This window comes from Actinospica sp. (assembly GCF_035552695.1).
In the GTDB taxonomy this organism is placed as follows: Bacteria; Actinomycetota; Actinomycetes; order Streptomycetales; family Catenulisporaceae; genus Actinospica.
In genome coordinates, this window is sequence record NZ_DASZKT010000241.1 from 1 (window position 1) to 18,400 (window position 18,400).

15 protein-coding genes are annotated in these 18,400 nt (G+C 69.4%); 8 read left to right on the plus strand and 7 right to left on the minus strand.

The features are described from left to right. Positions 1-63 precede the first annotated feature (63 nt). Entirely contained in the window at positions 64-411 is a 348-nt protein-coding gene (locus tag VG296_RS27205) for a hypothetical protein (protein ID WP_325570611.1), read from the minus strand. Between the two features lie 367 nt (positions 412-778). Then, on the minus strand, positions 779-3,124 hold the full coding sequence (locus VG296_RS27210; protein WP_325570613.1) for an MMPL family transporter: 2,346 nt from the start codon (positions 3,122-3,124) through the stop codon (positions 779-781). A 291-nt stretch (positions 3,125-3,415) separates the two neighbouring features. Between VG296_RS27210 and VG296_RS27215 the strand changes: the two genes are divergently transcribed. The 3 genes from VG296_RS27215 to VG296_RS27225 all read left to right on the plus strand — a co-directional run bounded on the left by VG296_RS27215 (position 3,416) and on the right by VG296_RS27225 (position 6,619). Continuing rightward, positions 3,416-4,036 carry a hypothetical protein gene (locus tag VG296_RS27215; RefSeq protein ID WP_325570615.1) on the plus strand — a complete coding sequence of 207 codons (621 nt, stop codon included), beginning with the start codon at positions 3,416-3,418 and terminating at the stop codon, positions 4,034-4,036. A 112-nt stretch (positions 4,037-4,148) separates the two neighbouring features. Then, positions 4,149-5,573 (plus strand): ATP-binding protein, encoded by a 1,425-nt coding sequence (locus VG296_RS27220; protein ID WP_325570617.1) that lies wholly within the window; start codon positions 4,149-4,151, stop codon positions 5,571-5,573. Continuing rightward, a complete protein-coding gene (locus VG296_RS27225; protein WP_325570619.1) occupies positions 5,570-6,619 on the plus strand; it encodes a tetratricopeptide repeat protein in 1,050 nt (349 codons plus the stop codon). The genes VG296_RS27220 and VG296_RS27225 overlap by 4 nt, the downstream gene beginning before the upstream one ends. Here the strand turns inward: VG296_RS27225 and VG296_RS27230 are convergent. Further along, entirely contained in the window at positions 6,534-7,817 is a 1,284-nt protein-coding gene (locus VG296_RS27230) for an MFS transporter (RefSeq protein ID WP_325570621.1), read from the minus strand. The two genes, VG296_RS27225 and VG296_RS27230, sit on opposite strands and share 86 nt — an antisense overlap. A 124-nt stretch (positions 7,818-7,941) precedes the next feature. Here VG296_RS27230 and VG296_RS27235 point away from each other — a divergent pair, with 124 nt between their 5' ends. Next, positions 7,942-8,820, plus strand: coding sequence for a hypothetical protein (locus VG296_RS27235; RefSeq protein WP_325570623.1), 879 nt, complete (start codon positions 7,942-7,944; stop codon positions 8,818-8,820). Positions 8,821-8,830: 10 nt separating this feature from the next. Then, positions 8,831-9,196, plus strand: a complete 366-nt coding sequence (locus VG296_RS27240; RefSeq protein ID WP_325570624.1) for a hypothetical protein — start codon at positions 8,831-8,833, stop codon at positions 9,194-9,196. A 38-nt stretch (positions 9,197-9,234) separates the two neighbouring features. Here the strand turns inward: VG296_RS27240 and VG296_RS27245 are convergent, their stop codons facing one another. Continuing rightward, positions 9,235-10,488 carry an MFS transporter gene (locus VG296_RS27245; RefSeq protein WP_325570626.1) on the minus strand — a complete coding sequence of 418 codons (1,254 nt, stop codon included), beginning with the start codon at positions 10,486-10,488 and terminating at the stop codon, positions 9,235-9,237. Between the two features lie 76 nt (positions 10,489-10,564). On the opposite strand from VG296_RS27245, the gene VG296_RS27250 reads away from it, so the two are divergent. Continuing rightward, on the plus strand, positions 10,565-11,458 hold the full coding sequence (locus tag VG296_RS27250; protein WP_325570628.1) for a LysR family transcriptional regulator: 894 nt from the start codon (positions 10,565-10,567) through the stop codon (positions 11,456-11,458). On the opposite strand, the gene VG296_RS27255 is transcribed toward VG296_RS27250, so the two are convergent. Continuing rightward, positions 11,439-12,854 (minus strand): family 2B encapsulin nanocompartment shell protein, encoded by a 1,416-nt coding sequence (locus VG296_RS27255; protein WP_325570630.1) that lies wholly within the window; start codon positions 12,852-12,854, stop codon positions 11,439-11,441. The two genes, VG296_RS27250 and VG296_RS27255, sit on opposite strands and share 20 nt — an antisense overlap. Positions 12,855-13,102: 248 nt before the next feature. Between VG296_RS27255 and VG296_RS27260 the strand changes: the two genes are divergently transcribed. Continuing rightward, positions 13,103-15,226 carry a terpene synthase family protein gene (locus tag VG296_RS27260; protein WP_325570632.1) on the plus strand — a complete coding sequence of 708 codons (2,124 nt, stop codon included), beginning with the start codon at positions 13,103-13,105 and terminating at the stop codon, positions 15,224-15,226. Here the strand turns inward: VG296_RS27260 and VG296_RS27265 are convergent. Beyond that, positions 15,220-17,187, minus strand: a complete 1,968-nt coding sequence (locus VG296_RS27265; RefSeq protein WP_325570634.1) for a phosphocholine-specific phospholipase C — start codon at positions 17,185-17,187, stop codon at positions 15,220-15,222. The two genes, VG296_RS27260 and VG296_RS27265, sit on opposite strands and share 7 nt — an antisense overlap. Before the next feature lie 125 nt (positions 17,188-17,312). Continuing rightward, a complete protein-coding gene (locus tag VG296_RS27270) occupies positions 17,313-17,999 on the minus strand; it encodes a YbhB/YbcL family Raf kinase inhibitor-like protein (RefSeq protein ID WP_325570638.1) in 687 nt (228 codons plus the stop codon). A gap of 131 nt (positions 18,000-18,130) precedes the next feature. Here VG296_RS27270 and VG296_RS27275 point away from each other — a divergent pair. Beyond that, a partial coding sequence (locus VG296_RS27275; protein WP_325570640.1) for a hypothetical protein occupies positions 18,131-18,400 on the plus strand: 270 nt, incomplete at its 3' end.

Sequence of the window (18,400 nt, forward strand, 5' to 3'; positions counted from 1 at the left end):
CGTCCGTCGCGCCGGAGATGAAGAAATCCGGCGCGACGGACGACGCCACGTCTCGACCGGCCGTCAGCCGGTGGCGGTGGCCGTGGGTGCGGCACCTCCGCCGCCGTAGCCGCCGAATCCGCCACAGCCGCCGAATCCGCCGCTCGGCCTGCTGCCACGCGCTCCACTGGGGAACCCGGTCGGGCGGGCGGTGCCCGTGAACCTCCCGCCGGACGGCCGGACGCCGCTCGGCAGGCCGGCGCCGCCCTGGCCGCGAGCGGCGCACTGCGTACTGGTGCTGGAGCCGCTACCGCTGCTCGACGAGCCTGAGCACGCCGCCAGCAGGCCTAGGCCCGCGGTGCCCGCCAGCGCGATCGCGCCGAAGCGCAGCGCGAGCTTTCGTGTGCCGGAGCGTGTACCCGTCCGTGCCATCCGTTTTCCCCTCGATCCCTCTCGGGTCCGTGTCGACTCGTCATCTGTCCTGGGTGGAACCAGAGCCAAGATTTCCGGGCTTGGTGAGGCGATCATTGGAGATCCATGAGAAAAGGCCTGCGATCGGGGTTTGCCGCGAGCCTGTTACAACGCAACGTCGGCGGTGCAGAGAGCGATGTCGGAATGTGACATCAGACCGTGACATCAGAATGTGATGCCGCAAGGCGAACGCGTCCGGAAAACGCGACGTCGCCCGGGCCGATCCCCTTTCGATCGGCCCGGGCGACGTGCTTTCGGTGCGGTGCGCTGCGGTGCTGTCCGCTTCCGCCGTCCGCAGTCGGTTACGGCTACGGCTACGGCTACGGCATCAGCGGTGGCCGCTGGAGACCGAGTCCGACTCGTCCTCCTCGGAGCGGCCGGACCCGCCGGCCGCGCTCCCCGAGCCGGACTTCTGCTCAGGCAGCACGGCGGTGCCGCCCGCCTTCGCCGCCTTGCGCTCCGCCCGGGTCATGAACAGGTCCGGGTCCAGGTGGTCGTTGCCGACCGGCGGATTGGCGTCGCCCTCGACCGACAGGTGCGGCAGGATCCGGTCCAGCCAGCCCGGCAGCCACCAGTTGGCCTTGCCGAGCGTCTGCATGATCGACGGCACCAGCAGCATCCGGAGCACGAAGGCGTCCAGCGCGACCGCCGCCGCCAGGCCGATGCCGAACTCGGCGACCGGACGCTGGCCCAGCAGCAGGAAGGACAGGAACACGCAGATCATGATCGTGGCCGCGGCCGAGATCACCCGGCCGGTCTCGGCCTGGCCGACCCGCACCGCGCGCCGGTTGTCCCTGGTGTGCACCCACTCCTCGTGCATCCGGGAGACCAGGAACACCTGGTAGTCCATGGACAGACCGAACAGGATCGAGAGCATCATCACCGGAAGCCAGGCTTCCACCGGTCCTGCCGCGCCGAGCCCGAGCGAGTCCGAGCCGTGGCCGTACTGGAAGATCCAGACGATCACGCCGAAGGACGCGCCGGCCGCCAGGAGGTTCATCACCGCCGCGGCCAAGGGCACCAGCAGCGAGCGGAACGCGAGCATCAGCAGCAGGAAGCCGAGCGCGACCACGACCGCGATGAACAGCGGGAGCTTGGACTTCATCACGCTCGCGAAGTCCTCGTAGATCGCCGTCGTGCCGCCGACGTAGGCGTGCATCGTCGTGCCCTGCTCCGCCTTCGGCACCACGTTGTCACGCAGGTTGTTGACGAGGTCCGTGGTCTGCACCGACTCGGGCGAGCTGCCCGGCACGACCGTGATCATGACGATCCTCGACGCGGGGGTCACCGGCGCCGGGATCACCGAGACGACGTCCGGCTGGGTGCGGATCTGCGCGGCCAGCTGGTTGACGGCCGCGTCGTCGCTCGACGAGCCGAGCTGGGCGACGACCTGGAGCGGGCCGTTGAAGCCGGGACCGAAGCCCTGGCCCAGCAGGTCGTAGGCCTTGCGCGTGGTCGTGCTGCTCGGGTCGTTGCCCTGGTCCGAGGAGCCGAGGCGCACGGAGAGGGTGGGGATCAGCAGCACGCCCATGATGACCACGGCCAGCAGCGCGAGGATCTTCGGCCGCTTCTCCACGATCTTGGCCCAGCGCGCCCACACACCCGTCGGCTCGCCGGTGATCGGTCCGGAGTCGCGCAGCTTCTTGCGGCCGCCGCGGGACAGGATGCGCCTGCCGATGGGCTTGAAGCCGAGCAGCGCGGGCAGCAGCGTGATCGCGGCGAGCACGACCGTGGCCACGGCGATCGCCGCGCCGATGCCGGAGCCGGACAGGAAGCTCATCCGCGTGGTCAGCATGCCGAGCAGCGCGATGCAGACCGTGGTGCCGGCGAAGACGACCGCGCGGCCCGAGGTGTCCAGCGCCCGCGCGACCGCGTCCTCGTGGCTCAGGCCGGACCGGACCCCCTTGCTGAACCGCGTCACGATGAACAGCGCGTAGTCGATGCCGACACCGATGCCGATCAGCGCGGCGAGGATCGGTGCGAGCGCGGGGATCGTCAGGCCGTGGGAGGCGATGATGATCAGCGACGTGCCGATGCCGATGCCGAAGATCGCGATGATGATCGGGAGTAACGCGCCGACCAGCGAGCCGAACGCGAGCAGCAGCACGATCATCGCGGCGATGTAGCCGAGTCCCTCGGAGCTGCCTGTGCCGGACTGCTGGGTGCCCTCGATGTCCACGCCGCCGAGCTCGACCTCGAGCTTGGAGTTCGCCGCGGCCTGCGCCGTGCTCACCAGGGATTTGACGTCGTCGAGGTTGATCGTGGTCTGGTTGCCCTGGAAGCGGACCGTCGAGTAGCCGATGGTCCCGTCGCTGCTGATCGTGCCGCTGGGCTTGCCGCCGACCTCGGTGTACGGGTCGGAGGCGCTGACGATGCCGTGGATCTTGCCCACCTTGCCGAGCATCGTCTCCACGGACTGCTGGATGTCCGGGTCGGTCAGCTTGGCGCCGCCGAGCGAGTGCAGCACGACCTGGTCGCTGTCGCCCGCGGCCTTGGCGTCCATGCTCTGCAGCAGGGACAGGGCCTTGGTCGAGTCGGTACCGGGCATGGAGAAGGACGTGTTGTACGAGTCCCCCCAGCGGTTGGCACCGATGCCGATGCCGAGCAGCAGGATGACCCAGATGGCGAGGACTTTGCCTCTGTTCCGGAAGCACCATCGTGCGAGTGAGGCCATGGATCCCCCTAGGATCTACGGTCGACGGGTTGGCGGTCGACGGCCGCCGCGCTGCGGCCATGAGTACCGTATGAGCCTCGGCTGACGCGACGCTGACATCCGGCTGACAGAAAGACGATATAACGCGTTGCTGTGAGGGAGCTCACGCGAAACTGGGCGCAAGCTCAGAGAACGGACACGCGCCGACCACGAATTCATCACGAATCGGTTAAACGGGAACTTCAGCGGCGGTGCCGGGATCAGAGGTTTGCCTGCTGGCCCGGCACGCGCGGCACCGGTACCGTGGACGGCATGCTGGTGAGCAAATCCGCCATTCAGAAGGAGTTCGGCAAGCGGGCCGCCGAGTTCGCGCCGCCCGGCGAGCAGTTGCAGGGGCTGTTCGAGGCCGAATACGGGGACACGCCGTTCCTGAACCCGGTCGGGAACCCGCTGTACCTCCTGCTGACCGGCAACTACGTCCTTTTCGTGGGCGCGAAGCGGATGAGCAACAACCCGACGCAGACCCTCGGGAGGGTTCCGCGCGGCATGATCCAGTTCGCCCCGCCGGACAACGGCATCGCGCACTTCTGGGTCATGGCGCGGATGCAGGACGCGCAGGGGCAGATGTACCAGGTGCGACTGAAGATCCACAAGATGTGGCGGGAGGAGGCGACGGCGTTCGTCGCGGCGGTGAACTCGTCCGCGCAGCAGCCGCAGTACCCGGGGCAGGGACAGCAGCCTTATCCGCCGCAGCCGCAGCCCTATCCCGGACAGGGGCAGCAGCCGTACCCGGGACAGCCGCAGCCCTACCCCGGACAGGGACAGCAGCCCTATCCCGGACAGCCGCAGCAGTACCCGCCGTACCAACGGCCTTACCCACCGCAACCGCCGCAGCCCCCTTATCCGCCGCAGCAGGGTCAGGGTTGGTCCTAAGTCTGTAACTATGTCCCACAACGTCCCGGGGCACCCTTCCGCTCGCGATCACGGCGGGGATAGCCTGAGGCAGCCGCGCGGCCGCGGCGACAAGAACCGACAGGAGTATCCGGTGGCTGATGATCCGCTGATAGCCAGCCTGCGCCGGGCGGTGGAGGCGACGCCCGCGGACGTGCCGCTGCGGCTGCATCTGGCGGAGCTGTTGATCGGCCGCGCCACGGACGAGGCGGTGCAGCACCTCGGCGTGGTACTCGGCCAGGCGCCCACCGAGACCCGCGCGCTGGACCTGATGCGCCGGGCCCTCGGCAGCCCGGCCGCGCCGACGTCGTCGCCATCGGAGCCGTCGCCTTCCCAGCCGTCGCCATCGCAGTCTTCATCGCAGCCTTCGACGACGCAGCCGGCCGCCGAGGCCGCGCAGCCCGAGGCCGCCACGCCGCCCACGCCCGCCCCCGCGACCCCGTCCGCGCCGCAGTCGCCGTCCGCTCCCCCGGCCCCGGCCGACGGGGACGGCGGCTCGCTCGCCGACGCCATTCCGGGCCAGACCCGCGTGCCCGGCGACATGGACGACGCGTTCGACTGGGAGGCCGCCGCCCGCGACCTCGGCGAGATCGCGCAGCCGCTGTTCGTCGGCGACGACGGGGAGCGGCTGACCGAGCCCGCCTACGACCTCGAGTCCTCGGCCATCAGCCTGGCCGACGTCGGCGGGATGGAGCAGGTCAAGCAGCGGCTCGAGGTCGCGTTCCTGGCGCCGATGCGCAATCCGGAGCTCAGCCGCATGTACCACAAGTCGCTCAAGGGCGGCCTGCTGCTCTACGGCCCGCCCGGCTGCGGGAAGACGTTCATCGCGCGGGCCGTCGCGGGCGAGCTCGGCGCCAGCTTCATCTCGGTGACGCTCGCGGACATCCTCGACATGTACATCGGCAACAGCGAGCGCAACCTCAGCGAGATCTTCGCCACCGCGCGCCGCAACTCCCCGTGCGTGCTGTTCTTCGACGAGATCGACGCCATCGGCCAGAAGCGCAGCCAGTTGCGCAACAACGCGGCGCGCGGCGTCGTCAACCAGTTCCTGACCGAGCTCGACGGGGTGGACGCGGCCAACGAGGGCGTGTTCGTGCTGGCCGCGACGAACGCGCCGTGGGACGTGGACGTGGCGCTGCGCCGGCCGGGACGGCTGGACCGCACGCTGCTGGTGCTGCCGCCGGACCAGCCTGCCCGCGAGGCGATCCTGCGCCACCACCTGAAGGACCGGCCGGTCAGCGGCGTGAAGCTGGGCGTGCTGGCGAAGCGGACCGAGGGCTATTCGGGCGCCGACCTGGCGCATGTGTGCGAGACCGCCGCGGAGCTGGCGCTGATGGACTCCGCCCGCAGCGGCCAGGTGCGGCTGATCGGCATGGGCGACCTGGAGGCGGCCGTCGACGAGGTGCGTCCGTCCGTCGGCGCCTGGCTGGAGAGCGCCCGCAACGTCGCCATGTTCGCCAACGAGTCAGGGATCTACGACGACCTCGCCAGCTATCTGAAGAAGCGCAGGATGCTGTGACGGACACGACGAGGTCGCGCGTCGAGTTCGACCGCGCGCAGCAGCTGTACGACCTCGGACGGCCCGCGGAGGCACTGGACGCGGTCGGGCAGATCCTGGCCGGGCGGCCGGACAACGCGGAGGGGCTGCGGCTCGCCGCGCTGTGCCTGTCGGCGGTCGGCCGGCAGGACGAGGCGGTGAGCACGGCGCGGGCGGCGGTGGCCGCGGAGCCGGAGTCGGAGCATGGTCGCAGAGTCCTGTCGCACATGCACTACAAGCGCGCCGAGTTCCGGCTCGCGGCGAACATCGCGCTGGAGGCGACGAAGCTCGCGCCGAACGAGTGGCGCGGGCACATGCTGCTGGCCCGCTGCGTCTGCCACTTCGACCCGAAGGGCGCCCTCGCCCCGGCCGAACGCTCCCGCGAGCTCGGCCCGGACAGCCCGGACACCCACTTCGCCTGCGCACTCGCCTACCAGGCCGTGGGTCGCCAAGAGGACGCGCGCGCCGCGTATCTCAAGGTGCTGGAACTCAATCCGCAGCACGCGATGGCGCTGAACAATCTCGCCGTGCTGGACCGCTCGGCGCGCCGCTGGGGCCGGGCGCTGCGCGGCTTCCGCAGGGCACTGAGTTCCGATCCGCACCAGGATCTGGCGCGCCGCAACATCGATTCGATCCTGCTCAGCCGGGTCTGGCGGCTGACCTGGCTCAGCGTGCTCGCGGTCGACGCGGTGGACGCGTTCGCCCCCGCGCTCGGCGGCTTCGCCCAGCGAGTGCTCGGCTCGGTGCTCGTCGCGATCCTGGTCGCGGGCCCGGTCTACACGGCGTGGTCGGCGCGGCGTGCGGTCGGCTCGTACGCGTGGCGGTTCCTGCGCACGGACCGCCGCGTGCTGCTGTGCCTGGCGCTGCTCACGGCGGCGGTACTGTTCATCACGTTCGGCACGATCGTCCAGCTGTTCGTCGTCACGGATCAGTATTCGATGATCAGCTTCCTGGTGACGCTTCTGCTGTGGCTGGTGTCGGTCCAGGTCCGGACGATGACGCGGAAGACGGCACCTCGGTCCGAGTAGTCGTCTCGACGCGGCGGGCTGCGGGGATCGCGAGCAGCAGCGCGACCGAGGCGAGCTGGTACGTCGCGCCGAAAGCGAGGACCGTCGGATAGCCGACGACGCCGCCGATCGGGGCCGCGATCGCCAGGCCGATCGGACCGATCGCGTACGCACCGAGCACGTTGTACGCGCTCACCCGGGCCAGCGCGTCCTTCGGCATGACGCGCTGGGCGACGGACGCCGCCAACGTCCCGGAGATCGAGGTTCCGATGCCGCAAAGCACCATCAGCACGGCGATCGCGGCGATCGGCAATCTCAGCGCGAACGCTCCCGGGGCCAGCGCGTACGCCGCGGTGGCGATGATGCTGACGAGCAGCGGTCGCCGGAACGTCCGCCCGCGTATCAGGACGCTACCGCCGATCACCGCGCCGAGCCCGTTGCAACCCAAGGCGACACCCCACGCCCGCGCGCCGCCGTAGCGCTGTGCGGAGAGCGTCGGACCGAGAACGAGAAACGGTGCCCAGACGAGGAAGTTGAAGAGCGCGAACTGAAGCGTCTGCATCCAATACCAAGGGTGCGATGAAAATACGGACCAGCCCTCGCGCAGGTCTCTGCGGAAGCCCCGGCTTGCGGAGGTGTCGGCCGGCAGGGAGACCGGAATGCCGAGCAGCGCGACGAAGGACACTGCGTAGCTCGCCGAGTCGAGTCCGAGCACGAGTGCGGGCCCGAACGCGGCGACCAACGCGCCGGAGAGCGACGGCCCGATGACCGAGGCCATCGACCTGGCGACGCTCATCTGCGCGTTCGCCGAGACGAGGGCGTCACCGCCGACGAGCCGGGGAATCAGGGCGCTGTAGGCCGGGGAAAACAGTCCGTCGCCCGAGTTCTGCAGGCAGATGAAGAACACGAACATCCAGGTCGGCGGCCGGTGCACGAGCAGCAGGGCACACGCGAAGGCCGCACGGTTGAGGCAGCGCATCCCGTCCGCGAAGAGGATCACCCGGCGACAGCCGAAGCGGTCCGCGACGACCCCGGCGACCGGCAGGCACAGCAGGATCGGCAGGATTCCGGCGGCCAGCACAAACCCGAGTCCGTCCGCGCCGCGACCGGTGTCCAGGAAGGCGAACACAGTCGCGGGTCCGGCCATCGCCGTGCCGAGCAGCGAGGTGGCGTACCCGAGGAAGTAGCGCCGGAAGCCCGACTGAACTTGAGTCTCCATGACTCATGATCGTGCTGCTGAACGAAGGGCTAAGACAAGGGGAATCGGCCTGGTAAGGTGACGTTGAAAGCAAATGGATATCTGTTTACCGCGCCAGCTCATTTCATTTACTGCGGGAGGGACGATGGTAGCGCCGGTTGAGTACGCCGTCGCCGTGGATCGGTACCTGGCGAGTGCGCGCATCTCCCCCGCCTCGCAGCGCGTCTATCGGGTCACGCTCGCGACCTGGGGTTGGCTGCTCATCGGCCGCACCCCGCCGATCGGCACGGCCCGCCGCGGCGCCCACTCCCCCGTCGTCACCCTGGCTCGTCTCGACGGCGCCGCCGCCGCGACCGTCGTACGCGAGGCGCTCGGCCGCAGAGCACTGATGGACGTCGATCGGCGCACGTACGAGCGCGAGGTGTCGATCCTGCGTAACGCGGCGCACTGGTGGGCGGCACAGGGCTGGATCGGGCCACAGACGGAACAGGCGCTCAAGGGGCACATGGAATTGCGTCGCGGCTCGGACCCGGGAGTAGAACAGCCTTCGGAGATCGATCCCGAGCAGGTGTTCGCCCTTCGAGTGCCACTACGCGAGCAGACGCTGTGGCGGCTCGTCTACGAGAGCGGCGCGCCGGCAGAGCATCTGCTCGCGCTGAACGTCTCCGACCTCGATCTCGCGCATCGCAAGGTTCGTAGCAAGGTCAGCAGTCCACGTCAGGCGGACCGGATCACGTGGGGCGAACAGAGCGCGAGGCTGCTACCCCTGCTGACGATCGGGCGCACCAGCGGCCCGGTCTTCCTGACCGAGCGCCGCGCGGCGGCACACGTCCCTCAATCCGACCGTTGCCCCTACACCGGCCGCGCACGACTCTCCATGCGGCGCGCGACCGAGCTGTTCCGCGTGTCGACGCGCGACGTGGATCCGCGTGGCCAGGGCTGGAATCTCCGCGATCTACGCGTTGCCGGGAAGCGGGATCGCGGTGGGGCCGGCCCTACTGCGCAGAGCTCGCGGTCTCAGTAGTGTTTGAGGCATGCCGTCTGTGCCCGACCTGACGCCCGAGGAGATCGCCACCGTCCTCGCCGCGCGCCGCGGCCGCCCGTCCGTCGAGGACGAGCTCCCGCCCTCGCTGACCGCCCGGCTCGACCGCGAGGTCGCCGCGCGCGTGGACGCCGAGCTCGCCGCCCGCGGCGGCCAGCCGCACGCGTTCCAGGTCGTCAAGCAGAAGGAGAAGTCCTCCGACGGCCGCGTGATCGGCGGCATGTCGGTCATCGCCGCCATTCCGCTGATGGGCATCGTCGAGGGCACCACGCACGGCAGCCTCGCCGGAGCCGCGATCGTCATGGGCGGCATCGCGCTGGTGAACATGGCGCACGCCATCGGGCGCCGCAACCACTAGCCCTGATACCCGATCTCCCGGCTCTCGCTCAGCTCAGCTCAGCGCCTGCGCAGGATCCTGACGCAGAGCACGATGGCGGCCGCGACGAGCGCCGCGAACACGACCATCGCCGAGCGCGCCGAGACGTACTGTGTCGCGACTCCGAGGATCACGACGGGCACCGACAGCCCGACGTACGCGCCGAGGAAGAAGGCGGCGAGCACCTCCGCGCGCGACTCGGGCGGCGCGGTGGCGGCCGCGGCGGTCAGTCCGCCGCGGAACGCCAGTGCGGCACCCGCGCCCACGACGACGCCACCGATCACGAACAGCACGAGGCTGGGCACCCACATCCCCGCGATGAGCAGGGCCAGACCGGGGATGAGGATCAGCGGGGCGCTGCGCAGTGTGGTGTCGAGTCCGGCCCGGATCAGCGCGAGCTGGATGAGGGCGCCGGACGCGAACGCGGCGAACGCCACGGCCCCGGCCACCGCATGCGAGCTCTGGTGCAGGGTGACGGCGAGGAACGAGGGCGCCAGGGAGTTGAAGATCCCGTACACGGCGAACGAGGCGAGGCCGGTGGCCGTTGCCGCGAAGAACGTGCCGCGCGCGTTCCTTGGCACGGCGATGCGCTGCGGGCGGTAGCGCGGCGCCGGGTCGGGCGCCACGGCGGTCTCCGGGGAGAGCGCGACCAGGCCCGCCAGCACGACCAGCGCGACGAGGAACACGATGTAGGGCAGCCGGAGCGGCTGCGGCGCGAACTGGGCGAGCAGGCCCGCGACGAGCGGACCGACGCCGATGCCGCCGAGGTTCGCCGCGGTGGCCACGATCTGGCCCCGGCGCGGAGCGGTCGACCCGGCGGGGCGCCGCGCGTGCAGTTCGCCGAGGTAGACCGTGGCGGTCGCCGTCGTCAGGCCCACCGACACGCCGGAGACGACCCGGGCGACGAGCAGCCCAGGCAAGCTCGGCTCCGCCAGGAAGATCACCGCGCTCAGCGCGTTGACCAGCAGTGCGGGCACGAACACGCGCTTGCGCCCGACCCAGTCGGAGATGTGGCCGGCGAGGAACAGGCTGGCGATCACGCCGACGGCGTACACCGCGTACACGACGGTGAGCATGATCGTGGAGAAGTGGTCGCGCTGCTGGTACAGCACGTACAGCGGCGTGGGCACGGCCGAGAAGCCCATGTTCACCAGGAACGCGAGCGTGGCGACCCAGAAGCCGAAGGTGTGGTGGCGGTGGCGCCGCCGCGCCGGATCCTGCCGGGGCGCGACGGACGCGTCGATTGGCTGAAATTCATCTCTGAGCGTTGTCACCCATCCAGCGTCACCCGGCGCGGTTATGATGTCCAACGAAAAGATTGCATATCGATCATGAACGAGGTGCATAGCCGTGGAACTGCGTCAGCTGGAGCACTTCATCGCGGTCGCCGAGGAGGGCGGTTTCACGCGGGCCGCGCAGCGGCTGCACCTGGTCCAGTCGACCCTGTCGGTGTCGATCCGCGCGCTGGAACGCGAACTCGGCGGGCAGCTGTTCGAGCGGACCACGCACCAGGTGCGGCTGACGGATGCGGGCCGGGAACTGCTCCCCGAGGCGCGCAACGCGATGGCCGCGGTGGAGGCCGCCCGGGACGCGGTCGCGGCCGTGCACGGCGGCGTGCGCGGCACGGTGCACGTCGGCATCATGCATTCGCTGACGCTCGTCGATCTGGCGGCGCTGATGACTCGTTACCACGAGGAGCGACCGCAGGTGCGGATCGTCCCGCACACGACCGCCGGCGGTTCGGCCGAACTGGTCGCCGGAGTGCTCGACGGCAGCCTCGACCTGGCCTTCGCCGCCCTGCCCGGCCCCTATCCGAGCGGGGTCGACGTCCGGCTGCTGGCCGCCGAGCCGCTGCTGCTGGCCTGCCCGGAGGGCCACCCGCTGTCCGGTCGCACGCACGTCCCGCTGACCGAACTCGACGGCGAGCGGTTCGTCGAGTTCCCGGTCGGCTGGGGCAACCGGGCGAGCGTGGACCGGCTCTTCGAGCAGGCCGGACTGCACCGCGAGATCGCCGTCGAGGTCACCGACATCCCCACGGCCGCCGAACTGGTCCGGGCCGGCTTCGGCTGCGCGTTCCTCGGCGAGTCGATGACCGTCGGGGCGCGCCCGCTCACGTTGCGGCCGGTGCGGCCGGAGCCGATGTTCGAGGTCTCACTCATCACTCCGGCGGCGCGCCGAATGCCGGCCGCCGCCGGAGCGTTCGTCGAGTTGCTGCGCGGTCAGGTCAGCTGTTCCCGTTCGTGACGATCTCGACGTTCTCCAGGATGCCGAGCGCGTCCGGGACCAGCACGGCCGCCGAGTAGTACGCGCTGACCAGATACGACATGATCGCCTGCTCGTTGATGCCCATGAAGCGCACCGAGAGCGAGGGCTGGTACTCGTCCGGGATGCCGGTCTGGTGCAGGCCGACGACGCCCTGGTTGTCCTCGCCGGTACGCATCGCGATGATCGAGGTGGTGTGGTCCTTGCCGATCGGGATCTTGTTGCACGGCAGCAGCGGCACGTCGCGCCAGGCCGGGACGCGGTGGCCGAGGTACTCGGTGCCGTCCGGGTAGATCCCGGCCTTCGTGCACTGCTTCGCGAACGCGGCGATCGCCTTCGGGTGGGCCAGCAGCACCCGCGTGTCACGCCGGCGCGAGATCAGCTCGTCCAGGTCGTCCGGGGTCGGCGGGCCGCTGTGCGTCTGCACGCGCTGGCGCAGGTCGGCGTTCGCCAGCAGGCCGAACTCGCTGTTGTTGACCAGCTCGTGCTCCTGCCGCTCGCGCAGCGCCTCGATGGTCAGCTTGAGCTGCTGCTCCATCTGGTTCATCGGCTGGTTGTAGAGGTCCGCGACCCGGGTGTGCACCCGGAGCACGGTCTGCGCGACGGAGAGCTCGTATTCGCGAGGACTGAGTTCGTAGTCGACGAAGGTGCTCGGCAGCGTCGGCTCGCCTTCGTGGCCCGAGGAGATCTCGATCTCCGCCTCACCGGAGCGGTTGCGCGGGGACTCGGCCTGCGCCAGATAGGCCTGTACCTGCTCGGCGAGCGCGGGCGAGTTGTCCAGGACCGCCGCGAACGCCGTGCGCGGCAGCAGCAGCGCGATCACCCGGGTCTCGGCGCGCGCGGTGAACGGCCACTCGCCCGGCTCCTGCTCGGTCAGCGCGTTGTCGCCGAAGTAGTCGCCGTCGCCGAGCAGCTTCAGCCGGACCTCGTTGCCGTACTTGCCGCTCGTGTGCCGGGTCACCTTGCCGTGCGCGATCAGCACGGCGTAGTCGGCCTCGGCGCCGGACTGGGCGATCACCTCGCCCGCGGCGTACTCGCGCTGCTCGCAGCGCCGGGCCAGCTCGCCGAGCACCTCGACGTCGTCGAAGTCGCGCAGCGCCGGGAGCTCGCCCAGCTCCTGGGGCACCACGCTGATCCGGTCGCCGACGTTCGTGAAGGTCAGCTTCCCGTCCCCCACGACGAAGGACAGCCGACGGTTGACGCGGTAGGAACCGCCGTTGACCTGCACCCAGGGCAGCACCTTGAGCAGCCAGCGGGAGGAGATCCCCTGCATCTGCGGGGGCGTCTTGGTGGTGGTCGCGAGATTCCGCGCGGCCGCCGTACTCAGGCTCTGCCGGGCCTGCTCGGCGTCGGCGGTCACGGAGGGATCGATCGTCACAGGAGAATCCTTTGGTTCGACGAATCCGGACGATGCTCGCGAGGACGGGCGGCGCTCACGGCCGCGCCGACTCACGCGCCGGACACTAGGGGCGAACTCCCTGGTGGATAAAGACTTTTCACCTTCCTTGACACGATCGAGTGAATACGTCAGCAGACGTGGTATATCAGTCCTCAGATGAGGGGAGGCGACCTCTCATGGCGCAGCCCTTCGAACTGCCCGATTTCTACGTTCCCTACCCTGCACGTTTGAGTCCGTACGTCCAGCACGCGCGGGTGGAATCCACGCGCTGGGCCCGCGACTTCGGCATGCTCGAAGGTTCGGACGTATGGACGGAAAAAGACCTCGCGGCACACGACTACGCGCTCTTGTGCGGCTACACGCATCCTGATACATCGCCCGACATGCTCACGCTGATCACCGAGTGGTACGTGTGGGTTTTCTTCTTCGACGACCATTTCCTGGCCCGGTTCAAGACCGGCGGCGACCGCGCCTCGGCGCACGCCTATCTCACCCGGCTGTGCGCGTTCATGGCGCCGGACCACGGCCTGGAACCGACCAATCCCTGCGAGGAGGGGCTCGTCGACCTGTGGGGCCGGACGGCGCCGTTCCGCAGCGCGGACTGGGTACGCCGGTTCACCGAGGCCACCAGGCACCTGATCATGGCCTCGATGTGGGAGCTGGACAACATCCGGGCGAAGCGGATCGCCAATCCGGTGGAGTATGTGGAGATGCGGCGGCGGGTCGGCGGCGCGCCCTGGTCCGCGTGCCTGGTGGAGCACGCCGTGAGCGCCGAGGTGCCCGCGGCCGTCTCGCGGAGCCGGGCGATGCGCGTGCTCAGCGACTCCTTCGCGGACTCGATCCACTTCCGCAACGACATCTTCTCCTACCAGCGCGAGGTGGAGCAGGAGGGCGAACTGGACAACGGCGTGCTGGTGTTCCAGCTGTTCCTGGACGTCTCGCCGCAGGAGGCCGCCGACCGTCTCAATGATCTGCTGACGTCGCGACTGCAGCAGTTCGAGCACACGGCGCTGGTCGAGGTGCCCGAGCTGATCGTGGAGTCGGGCCTGGATCCGTTGTCCTGCGGGCAGATCGCCGCGTATGTCAAGGGTCTGCAGGACTGGCAGTCGGGCGGCCACGAGTGGCACATGCGGTCGAGCCGCTACATGAACAAGGGCGGCACGACGCGATCGCAGAGTCCGTGGATCCTGCCGCCGGCGAGCGTGTTCGGCGTGCCCGGTCTCGGCAACGCCGCGTTCAATGTCAAGCATCTGCTGGATCGGGCACGGACCTTCGCGCACGTCCCGTTCCAGCATGTCGGGCCTTCGCTGATCCCGGACTTCGACCTGCCCTTCCCGCTGCGGCTCAACGAGCACCTCGCGACGGCCCGCACGCACGCGGTGGAGTGGTCCGGGCGGATGGGATTCTTCGAGGAAGGCGTGTGGACCGCCGAGAAGGTCGCGGACTACGACTTCGCGCTCTGCGCCGCGGGCATCGACCCGGAGGGCACGGCCGAGGAACTGTGTCTCAGCACGACGTGGCTCTCGTGGGGGACTTACGCGGACGACTACTACCCCGCTGTCTTCACCAGCAAGCGCGACCGGCTCGGTGCGCTTGTGCAGAACGAGCGGCTCAAGATGCTCCTCCCGACGCAGGACGGCGCCGTCCAGCCACAACCGCAGAACGCCCTGGAACGCGGCCTCGCCGACCTTTGGCTCCGCACGACCGGGCGCATGACGCAGGACGCGCGCGGCTACCTGCGCAACGCCGTCGTCACCATGATCGAAAGCTGGCTGTGGGAGCTGGACAACACAGCGCTGAACAAGATCCCCGATCCGATCGACTACCTGGAGATGCGCCGCAAGACCTTCGGCGCGGAGCTCACCGCCTGCCTGGCGAGCATCAAGCAGGGCGCCGTCGTACCGCCGGAGCTCGTGCAGCATGAGGCGATCGCGTCACTGGAGAACAGTGCCGCCGACTATGCCTTCATGATCAATGACGTATTTTCATACCAGAAGGAGATCCAGTACGAGGGCGAGGTACACAACCTGCTTCTCGTCGTGGAGACCTTCTTCGACTGCTCATACAAGGACGCGCTGCGCATCGTCGAGGACGTGATGGCGCAGCGCCTGGCCCAGTTCGAGCGTGCCGCCTCGATCGAGTTGCCGCTCGCGTACGCCGACTACGAACTGAACGAGGAGGCCCGAGCCGCGCTGGACGGACGTGCCGCGCAGTTGCGCGACTGGATCGCCGCGGTGCTCAACTGGCATCGCGATACCCGTCGGTATAGCGAGGAGGACCTGGTGCGGCACAACCGTAGCCCGGTATCCGCGGGGACACCGGGCCAAGGTCTCAAGCTATTGAGTTACTGAACGTACAGACGTCCGGCGAACCGGCGGCCGAAGTTGTCGCCGGTATTCGCCGTGACCGTGCAGTCGTAGCGCCCGGCCGAGGTGGCGTTCAGCGTGGCGGTGGCCGTGCCTCCCGCAGCCACGGTCACCGTCTGCGTGCTGCCGCCCGAGGCCAGGTAGGCCACGTTGACGCCGATGGTGAACGTGCACGAGACAGAGCCCGTGTTCGTCATCGTCAGCGCCAGCGTCCTGCCGTCCAGATTGTCCACGACGTACGCCTCCGGATGCGCGGCCGTGCTGCTCAGGATGGTCTTGACGTTGCCCGTGAAGCCGCGCAGATAACCGTCCGGGCCGTGCACGTCCACGTCGTAGGGCCCGCCGCCGTAGGTGACCGCGGAGAAGTAGTCCGAGATCGAGCCGCCCGCGGGCAGCGTGTACTGCCAGCTGGCGAACGTGCGGGTGTTCTGCACGTACGAGGCGAACCCGCCGCCGAGGCCGCCGGCCGAGACGGTCTTGAACCAGAACCTTGAGGCCGACGTGTCAACCCACGAAGTCGTGTTGAAGACGTAGCCGAGGCTGCTCGCCACGGCGCGGTCGCCGGACTCCTGCGCGGGCAGCACGCCGGAGGAGGGAACGGAGGGGGCGGGCAGCGACTCCTCGTTGTTCGCCTCCGTGACCAGAGTCGCCGTGTTCGGCAGCGTGGTCGGGAAGGCGACCTCGGTGGCGGAGAGGTTCAGCGCGGCCGTCAGGTTCCCGGCGACCGTGCGCCGCCACGCCGAGATGTTCGTGCACTGCACGCCGGCGACCAGCTCGGCGAACTGCAGCGGCGAGGTGTGGTCGAAGACCTGCGAGCAGACCGTGCCGCCGGCCGACCAGGGCGAGATCACGGTCATCGGCACCCGCGGGCCCATGCCGATCGGCGCGCTGTCCACCCACTCGTCCGCCGTACCCGAGGGCGCGGTCGGCGGGACGACGTGGTCGAAGAAGCCGTCGTTCTCGTCGAAGTTGTAGAACACGACGGTCGAGTCCCAGGTCGCCTGGTTGCTCGCGATGGCGCTCAGCACGCCGCTGACGAAGTTGGCGCCGTCGGCCGGCCGGTAGGCGGGGTGCTCGCACTGCGCGGTGGGCGCGACGACCCAGGAGACGGTCGGGAAGCTGCCCGCGGCGATGTCGGACTCGATCGCCGAGGAGATGCTGCCGACCCGGGCCATGCCCTTGGTGTACAGCGGGGAGGAGGTCGCGGCGTTCTTGAACTGCGAGAACCAGGCCAGCGGGTTGTCGTCGTAGTTGTCCTGCTCCTGGTAGACGCGCCAGCTCACGCCGGCGTTCTGCAGCATCTCGGGGTACGTGGTCCACGAGTAGCCGGACTCGCTGTTGTCGATGACCGGGCCGCCGCCGGTGCCGTTCGGGTCGATCATGCCCGTCCACTGATACAGCCGGTTCGGGTTGGTCGGGCCCTGCACCGAGCAGAAGTACTGGTCGCAGATGGTGAAGGCGTCGGCCAGCGCGTAGTGGAACGGAATGTCCGTGCGGTTGTAGTAGCCCATCGTGAACCCGGACTTCTCCGGGATCCAGTTGTTCCACAGGCCGCCGTTCCAGGCGCCGTGCGTGCCGGACCAGGAGTGGTCCAGGTCGCCCACCTGCTGCGAGTCAGTGGTCTGCGTGTTCAGGTGCCAGGGTTCGAGGATCTTGCCGCCGCCGGACTTGCCCTTGGTGGACTGGTTCCAGACGTTGGAGCTGCTCGGGAAGCGCAGCAGGCTGGTGTCCGCGTAGCCGTGCACGCCCGAGAGGGTGCCGTAGTAGTGGTCGAAGGAGCGGTTCTCCTGCATCAGGATGACCACGTGCTTGACCGCGGAGAGCGTGCTCGCGGCCGAGGAGGCGGCCATCGCGCGCTGCACGTTGCCCGGCAGCAGGCCGAGCGCGCCGCCGACGCCGACCGCGGCGGCGGAGCCGAGCAATGCCCGGCGGGAGAGGGGAGCCATGGGTACCGACAGTCCTTCCTTCGGTTCGCCGGATCGCGGCGAACGGGACGGGGGCCGTCGTGCATCATGGCTCCACTCCGCACACCTGTACAGACAAGTTGCCTGTACGCGAAGTGAATCCCTCGCTAAGAAAGGCTGTAGGTCCCGACGATGGACGTGGCGCCGAGGACGTACGGAGCGATGGTGTTCATCAGGTCCGTGTAGTCGAGTCCTGATGTCGAGATATCGGAGGTCGACAACGCGTAGAGGCTGAAGACGTAGTGGTGCGTCTCGCCGTCCGCGGGCGGGCACGGGCCGCCCCAGCCGACCTGCGGGATGCCGTTGGTCTGCCAGTCGGTCGTGCCCGAGGTGTACGCGGTGTCGTCGCCCTTGGGCAGGTAGCTCACCGAGCCGGGGATGTTGTAGGTGATCCAGTGCGTCCAGCCCCAGGACTGCGGGGCGTCCACATCGTGCACGAAAAGCGCGTAGCTCTTGGTGCCGGACGGCGCGTTGTACCAGGCCAGGGCGGGGCTGAGGTTCTTCCCCGCGCAGCCGGCCGCGCTCGCGTACGGGCCGCCGAACTCGGTCCAGGTCGGCAGCCGGCCGCCGTCGGCGAAGTTCGGGCTGACGATCGTGAACGGAGTCAGGGTGCTGCTGTTCTCGGCGTTCGGGTGCTTCGCGACGGCGGAGCCGGAGTACGTCGCGGACTCGGCGAGGCGGTGCCCGGCGGCGGCCGAACTGGTCCCGGCGGCGGCCACGGCGGCCAGACAGGTGACCGCGGCGACGGTGCGGGCGCCGCGCGTGGAGAGCGAGGAGAAGCGGGGCAGGCGCATGTGGGTAGGTCCCTTCCACTACTGTTCTCGGATTGAGATGCAGCTCTCGAACAAACCTCATGCGTACTACGAGTACTGATGTGGGTCAAGGTCTCCGCGCGCACGGTGGTGCCCAGTGGGATCATGGGAACGTGACGAAGGCATTGATGCTGGCCCCCGGCCTCGGAGCCGCCGGCGACTCCCCGGCCGCCGACTCAACGACCGCCGACTCCCCGATCCTGGACGAGGTCGCGGACCTGATCGCGGCGGCCGTGGCGCGGCACGAGGCACTCGGCCTGGCCGCTCCCCTGACCGCAGCCGACTACCGCGTGCACCTCGACAGCCTGCTGAAGCAGGCCGCTGCTGGCGACGCGGGCCTCGGCGTCGTGCTGAGTACGGCCGGCGACGTGCTGAGTACGGCT

What these genes read in the sequence shown, in the direction of transcription:
- VG296_RS27205 (WP_325570611.1), bottom strand. Translation starts at nt 411, where the DNA reads ATGGCACGGACGGGTACACGCTCCGGCACACGAAAGCTCGCGCTGCGC.
- VG296_RS27210 (WP_325570613.1), bottom strand. Translation starts at nt 3,124, where the DNA reads ATGGCCTCACTCGCACGATGGTGCTTCCGGAACAGAGGCAAAGTCCTC.
- VG296_RS27215 (WP_325570615.1), top strand. Translation starts at nt 3,416, where the DNA reads ATGCTGGTGAGCAAATCCGCCATTCAGAAGGAGTTCGGCAAGCGGGCC.
- VG296_RS27230 (WP_325570621.1), bottom strand. Translation starts at nt 7,817, where the DNA reads ATGGAGACTCAAGTTCAGTCGGGCTTCCGGCGCTACTTCCTCGGGTAC.
- VG296_RS27235 (WP_325570623.1), top strand. Translation starts at nt 7,942, where the DNA reads ATGGTAGCGCCGGTTGAGTACGCCGTCGCCGTGGATCGGTACCTGGCG.
- VG296_RS27240 (WP_325570624.1), top strand. Translation starts at nt 8,831, where the DNA reads ATGCCGTCTGTGCCCGACCTGACGCCCGAGGAGATCGCCACCGTCCTC.
- VG296_RS27265 (WP_325570634.1), bottom strand. Translation starts at nt 17,187, where the DNA reads ATGGCTCCCCTCTCCCGCCGGGCATTGCTCGGCTCCGCCGCCGCGGTC.
- VG296_RS27270 (WP_325570638.1), bottom strand. Translation starts at nt 17,999, where the DNA reads ATGCGCCTGCCCCGCTTCTCCTCGCTCTCCACGCGCGGCGCCCGCACC.